The organism is Collinsella sp. AM31-2AC, from assembly GCF_003469285.1.
Classification (GTDB): Bacteria; Actinomycetota; Coriobacteriia; order Coriobacteriales; family Coriobacteriaceae; genus Collinsella; species Collinsella aerofaciens_AT.
Genome location: NZ_QSJB01000020.1, coordinates 26,662 through 32,700, shown reverse-complemented (window position 1 = coordinate 32,700; position 6,039 = coordinate 26,662). Strand labels below are relative to the sequence as shown.

Annotated in this window: 4 protein-coding genes; 3 read left to right on the top strand and 1 reads right to left on the bottom strand. The window is 62.8% G+C overall.

The annotated features are described in order from the left end of the window. Positions 1-278: 278 nt before the first annotated feature. The gene (locus DW796_RS09015; RefSeq protein ID WP_118094902.1) at positions 279-2,495 is read right to left on the bottom strand and encodes an acyltransferase family protein; all 2,217 of its coding nucleotides are present in this window, start codon (positions 2,493-2,495) and stop codon (positions 279-281) included. 187 nt (positions 2,496-2,682) lie between these two features. On the opposite strand from DW796_RS09015, the gene DW796_RS09010 reads away from it, so the two are divergent. The 3 genes from DW796_RS09010 (at position 2,683) to DW796_RS09000 (ending at position 5,871) form a co-directional block, all read left to right on the top strand. After that, positions 2,683-3,678, top strand: a complete 996-nt coding sequence (locus tag DW796_RS09010) for a ribokinase (protein WP_117773689.1) — start codon at positions 2,683-2,685, stop codon at positions 3,676-3,678. A 4-nt stretch (positions 3,679-3,682) separates the two neighbouring features. Continuing rightward, entirely contained in the window at positions 3,683-4,657 is a 975-nt protein-coding gene (locus tag DW796_RS09005; RefSeq protein ID WP_118094900.1) for a nucleoside hydrolase, read from the top strand. A gap of 203 nt (positions 4,658-4,860) precedes the next feature. Beyond that, on the top strand, positions 4,861-5,871 hold the full coding sequence (locus DW796_RS09000; RefSeq protein ID WP_118094898.1) for a LacI family DNA-binding transcriptional regulator: 1,011 nt from the start codon (positions 4,861-4,863) through the stop codon (positions 5,869-5,871). Positions 5,872-6,039: the final 168 nt, after the last annotated feature.

The following is a 6,039-nucleotide window of genomic DNA, read 5'->3' as shown; positions in this document are numbered from 1 at the left end:
GGCGGAGGCGGGGCATGCCCCGCCTCTTACACCACATCTCTGCACGCTACCTGGAGTCGGCTCGAAAAGAGTGATTTTGGGTTGTTTGCTGCGGATGTGGGGCTTGGAAACAACGCTCGGGGTGGCGAGGCGCCCAGAATTCGGTCGCAAGGAGGGCGTTCCTCGGCTGTGCCAGGAGTGTCCCTAGGTGCCGGCACATAAGGAACGTCCCTAACTGCCGGAGGGGGTGCCTGCCGTGGCAGGCACCCCCTCCGGATGTGGGAAGTTTGCGCTGCAGGTTACTTGTCGGTGCCCAGCTTGTGCGGCTTGAGAGCGAGCGCATTGACGAGCGCGTCGGTGGCAGACTTGACGGCCGCCGGCTGCGGATCGTTGACGTGATCCTCGGGATGCACGGGCAGGTCCTTCTTGACTGCATCGTGGATCAAGTTGAGGTACTCAGTCACGCCAGTGGTCGACAGGTGCGTGCCATCGCCATCGAACAGGTCGTTGCGATTGGCACTGTATCCGTACCAGTCGATAACGCGCACGTTCTTGTAGCGCGTAGCAGCGTTGGCGATGGCCTGGTTGGTAGAGCCAACCCACGGCTGCGGGCTGCGCGTGTTCACAAACACCACAATACGCTTATCTCCTGCATCGGTCATGATGGCGTCGATCTGGTCGTCGGTTACCAAGCCGTTGGTGCCCAGTGCAAAGACCACGATCTTGCCGGCAAGGTTCTGTTGGAGATAGCCCTCAAATGTCGCGCGGCCCGCATCGAACTGGCGGCCCTTTTCGGCATCGATGTGACTGTGGGGGAACACGCCGTCGAAGGAATCGACGGCGCGCAGCGACACGGAGTCACCGATCATCAACAGGTCGTAGGAGCCATCGGGGAAGCCGTCGTTGTCCTTGTCGGTGTCGTCGGCTGCCTGTTGGTCCGTTGGCGCGGTGTTTTTGGCTTCCTTGTTGAGGACTTCGGCGCCCTCACCGCTCAGTGCGGAGGTCTCCGGCACAAAGATCAGGCCGCCCAGCGCGATAACAAGCACGATGCCGCAAGTGGCGCACACGGGAATATGCGCGCGCACCCAGTTGGCGGGCGTGGTGGTGCCGTCGCGGAACTCGGATACGGTGCGCCCAAAGGCGCCCTTTCTAAACGGCGTCTCGATAAAGCGATATGAGCATTCGGCTACGGCGACCACCAACAACACCTGCAAAATGTACTGCCACCACGGCGTATCGTTGATGTTGGCGACCGGGTTCATGAGCAACAGTAGCGGATAGTGCCACAGGTAGATGCTGTACGAGCGCTTGCCAACCCACACGAGCGGCTCGGCGGACAGTGCGCGGGCAACCATTCCCTGGGGCTGCACGCAGGCCGCGATGACCATGAGCGTGAGGATGGAGCATAACAGCGTGCCGCCGCGATACTGGAACGCGGTGTAGCCGTTGGTGAGCGCGACCATGGCGGCAAGGCCAACCAGACCCGCGACGCCCAACACATCGATGGATGCAGGTGAGGACCAAAAACGCACGAGCGTACTCGGCTGAGTCGGGACGGTCTCGGCTGCGCCGTCGGTCGTAGCGTCATGCTTGCTTTCGGCGTTCTTGCCGTGCTTGGCGGCGCCAGCCAGGCGATTGAGCCCCAAACGATGAGCGAGACGCACCGGTGCCAGGTCGCAATCGGGGATAAAGGCCATCCAGGCGCCCAGCAGCAGCGAGAACACGCGGGTGTCGGTGCCGTAGTACACGCGGCTGGGGTCGGCGGCGGGGTTATAGAGCACCATCATGGCGATGGCGGAGACAGCAGCCAGGCCCAGAACCATGCGGCGCGTGTTGGGCTTGCTCATGTGCATAAATACCATAGCGAGCAGCAGCGGGGGCCAAACCAGGTAGAACTGTTCCTCGATGGCGAGCGACCAAAAGTGCGTAAGCGGCGAGGGATCGCCCAGGGCGTTGAAGTACGAGACGTCCTGCATAATCTGCCACCAGTTGTTAAAGAACAGCAGCGACGGCAGAATGTCGGGACGCATCTTGGTGAGCATCACGTGGTTAAAGATGGTGCACAGCGCGCAGGTCACGAACACTACCGTTACCACGGCGGGGACCAGGCGACGGATGCGGCGAATCCAGAAGCTCTTAAGGTCGATGCGACCGGTCTTAGCGACTTCGTTGAGCAGCAAGCGCGTGATCAGATAGCCCGAAAGCACAAAGAAGATCGTGACGCCAAGCAGGCCGCCCTGAGCCCACGTGAGGTTGAGGTGATAGAGCACCACCGCGACGACGGCAAGCGTGCGCAGGCCGTCAAGGGCAGGGATGTAGCGGGACTTGGGGCGAGCAGGCGTCTGCTCCGCGGCGGGAGTGTTGGCGCGGCCCGCGTTGTTGGCAGAAGCGCGATGGGGGCTCGCGGTGCGTCGCGGCTCGTTGGCACGGCGCTCGCCCTTCACGCGTTCGTGCGGCGCCGGCTCGTTGCCCGTGCGGCGTCGACCGCGCGAGCCCGATTGCGAGAATTGTTCCATAAAACATCATCCAATGACGAGAATAATCAGCACGTATTCATTGTAGCTGCCTACCCCTGTGAATGCTTGCTGCTGGCGCAAGCTCAAGCGCGCGTCCACATCAAAGTGGACTAAAGTTATAGGGGGTGCGAGAGTGCACAATCGTTGGTCGACGGTGGGCGCAAAGCCTGAAGACGAGGAGGTTTCCATGGCGGATCACAGCATCGTTGCGGTGTTCGGCAGCATGAACATGGACCTTTCGGTGGCGTGCGAGCGCATGCCGCGCGCGGGCGAGACCGTCGGTGGCAGCGGTTTTATCACCAACGCCGGTGGCAAGGGCGCTAACCAGGCCGTCGCCGCTGCGCGCATGGGTGCGCGCACGTGCATGATTGGCGCTGTTGGGCGCGATACCTTTGGCGATGCGCTTGTGGCAGGGCTCCAGGATGCCGGCGTGGGCGTTGAGTTTGTGGCGCGTCGCGATGACGTGGAGACCGGTACCGCGACTATCATTCGCTGTGAGAGCGACAACCGCATCGTGCTGTCGCCGGGCGCCAACCATGCGCTTGCGGGCGAGGACGTTGCCCGCGCACTGAGGCGCTTGGTGGCCGACGAGCTCGACGGCGATGCCAGCGAGATTGCCCCGGCTGCCGGAAGCGTCTTTATTGCCCAGGGCGAATGTGACCTTGCAGCAACGGCCGCGGCGCTTTCTTGCGCTCACGAGCTGGGGTTCTATACGATCTTTAACCCGGCGCCCGCCTGCGACCTGCCGGCAGGAGCGTGGCCTGCGGTCGACCTGGTCTGCCCCAACGAGACCGAGTGCCAGGTGCTGACGGGCATTCTGCCCACAGATGATGCGAGCTGCGTCGCCGCGCTCAATGCGCTGCTCGACAAGGGCGCCGGCGCCGCGGTCATCACGCTGGGCGGCGCCGGCTCGGTTACGCTCGGCGATGGCGGTGAGCCGCTGCGCATGCCGGCGCTTTCGAGCGTGGTGGTCGATACGACGGCCGCGGGCGATACATTTATTGGCGCGCTTGCTGCAGCTCGTCTGGAGGGCCTGCCGCTCTTTGAGTGCATGGCGGCGGGCGCTCGCGCCTCGGCGGTGACGGTGTCGCGCTTGGGCGCTCAGCAATCAATTCCCACGCGTGCGGAAGTCGAGCACAAGTTTGGTTTAGACGGTTTGGATGTAGACGGAGAAGCGGAGTAGAACAATGGCAACCAAGAAGCTGATCCTTGATCTGGATATGGGTGTGGACGATGCGATGGCGCTCGCCTATGCCATCGCGAGCCCCGAGGTGGAGCTCGTGGGCATCACCACGTGCTTTGGCAACGTGCGCGTCGAGCAGTCGGCGCACAACTGCCTGGCGGTGCTCGATCTGCTGGGTCGCCCCGAGGTTCCGGTGTACCTGGGTGCCGACCGTCCTCTGCAGGCGACTGAGCCCTATACGCCGCCGGCGTCCACCGCGCTCATTCACGGCAAGAACGGCATCGGCGGCGCGAGCGTGCCCGCGTCGCCCTACGAGCCGGTGGGAGCGACCTCGGCCGGCGGCAACGCTGCGGTCGATTATTTGATCGATGCCGCGCGCACTTATGGTCCCGATCTGGTCTACGTAGCGACTGGCCCGCTCTCCAATCTGGCGCTCGCCCTGGAGCGCGATGCGGCGGCGATGATGTCCATCGGCCGCGTGGTCGTGATGGGCGGCGCCCTTACCGTGCCCGGCAACGTGAGCGCGGGCGCCGAGGCCAACATGGCGAGCGACCCCGAGGCAGCCGACGCGGTGCTGCGCTCAGGTCGCAAGCTCACCATGGTGGGCCTGGACGTGACGCATCGCGTGGTGCTCACGCGCCGCGACATTGCCGGCTGGACGGGCTCGGGCACTATGGCTGGCTGCGCATTTGCGAGCATGGTCGAGCACTACATTGGTTCTTACGAGATGAACGCGCCCTACCTGGGCGGCTGCGCGCTGCACGATCCGCTGGCGGTTGCCGTGGCGATTGATCCCACGCTCGTGGGTGCGCTCGGCTGTAACCTGCGTGTTGACTTGCTGGGCGAGTACCGCGGCCGCACCATCTGCGACGAGCACCGCCTGTCCGATCCGGACAAGAGCGCGCTTGTGGCGCTGACCGTCGACGCCCCGCGCTTCCTGACCGAGTTCAAGACGCGCATGGCCCGCATCCTGGGCTAAACGATTCCTGCGCTCCGTCCCAAATAAGCTACCGAGTAAATACGCCCGTTGGGGGAATAGTCGCGTCGCTTCGCTTGACAACAGGCTAAACTAGCTATTAAACATTTACTATTCTGTTTAGATTGAATTTGCGGTCGTTTAGTTGTCGAGTCACGGGGCGGTCAGGCCACGATGCTCGACCGCGACCGTTACTAGGGGGAACAATGGCCAAAGCAAGTGTCCGCGAAATCAGCCGCATCACCGGTTTTTCGCCTGCGACCGTGTCCAACGCGCTCAACCGCAAGCGCAGCGTGAGCGAGGAGACCGCCAAGGTCATCCTGGAGTGCGCGCAGTCGCTCGGCTATCAGCAGTCGACGCAGCTCGAGAGCATCCAGTTTGTGCTTGCGCGCAAGACGGGCGCCATCCTGGACGAGAGCACCTTCCATCCTGCAGTCATCGAGGGCGTGGAGCGCCAGGCGCGTCGCCACGGCATGAGCACGAGCTTCGTCTCGCTCGACTTTAGCGACCTGGACGCCGTGCGTCCGCAGGTCGAGGGCCTGATCGCCGACCCGTCTGCCGCCATCGTGCTGATGGGCACCGAGCTGGGCGAGGAAGACTACGCCTTGTTTGCCAACGCCGCCGCCCACCTAATCGTGCTCGACGGCTGGAGCGACCGCCAGTACTTCGATGCCGTAGTCATTGCCAACACCGATTCGGTGCTGCGCGCCGTGGACTACCTTATCGAGAAAGGTCACAAGCAAATCGGCTATCTGGCAGGCGACCTTCGCATCCGTAACTTTAAGGATCGCGAGCGCGGCTATCGTCAAGCGCTTGAGGATGCGGACCTCGAGGCCAACTCGACATGGCGCGTCACGCTGGGCACTACGCTCGAAGGTGCCTATCGCGATATGGGTGCATGGCTCGACAGCGTCTCACGCGACGACCTGCCGACGGCTTTCTTTGCCGAGAACGACGTGCTCGCCGTGGGTGCCATGCGCGCGCTGAACGAGCACGGCATTCGCGTGCCCGAGGACGTCTCGATCATCGGCTTTGACGATCTGTCTTTGGGTGCCTTTTCCAACCCGCCGCTCACCACGGTGCACGTTCCCAAGCACGAGGTGGGCGAGATCGCGGTGCGCCGCCTGGTGGGCAACATCCGCAATCCCAAGAGCTATACCTGCAAGACGGCCGTATCGACCTATTTTGTCGAGCGCCAGAGCGTGCGCGAAATCTAGGCGGAGGAGGTATCGCCCGCTTCGCGTCAAAGCACGCTAGGGCAGCAAATACAACGCCATTTAAAAGAGGGTCCTTCTGGGCCCTCTTTTTTGTTTCCCTTGTATGTTCAATCCGTTTACATACCGTTTAGGCTGATTTCTCTACCGTTTACGGGTATTTCGCGCTAA

Excerpts from the sequence above, each read along its gene's own strand:
- DW796_RS09015 (WP_118094902.1), bottom strand. The coding sequence starts at position 2,495 with ATGGAACAATTCTCGCAATCGGGCTCGCGCGGTCGACGCCGCACGGGC.
- DW796_RS09010 (WP_117773689.1), top strand. The coding sequence starts at position 2,683 with ATGGCGGATCACAGCATCGTTGCGGTGTTCGGCAGCATGAACATGGAC.
- DW796_RS09005 (WP_118094900.1), top strand. The coding sequence starts at position 3,683 with ATGGCAACCAAGAAGCTGATCCTTGATCTGGATATGGGTGTGGACGAT.
- DW796_RS09000 (WP_118094898.1), top strand. The coding sequence starts at position 4,861 with ATGGCCAAAGCAAGTGTCCGCGAAATCAGCCGCATCACCGGTTTTTCG.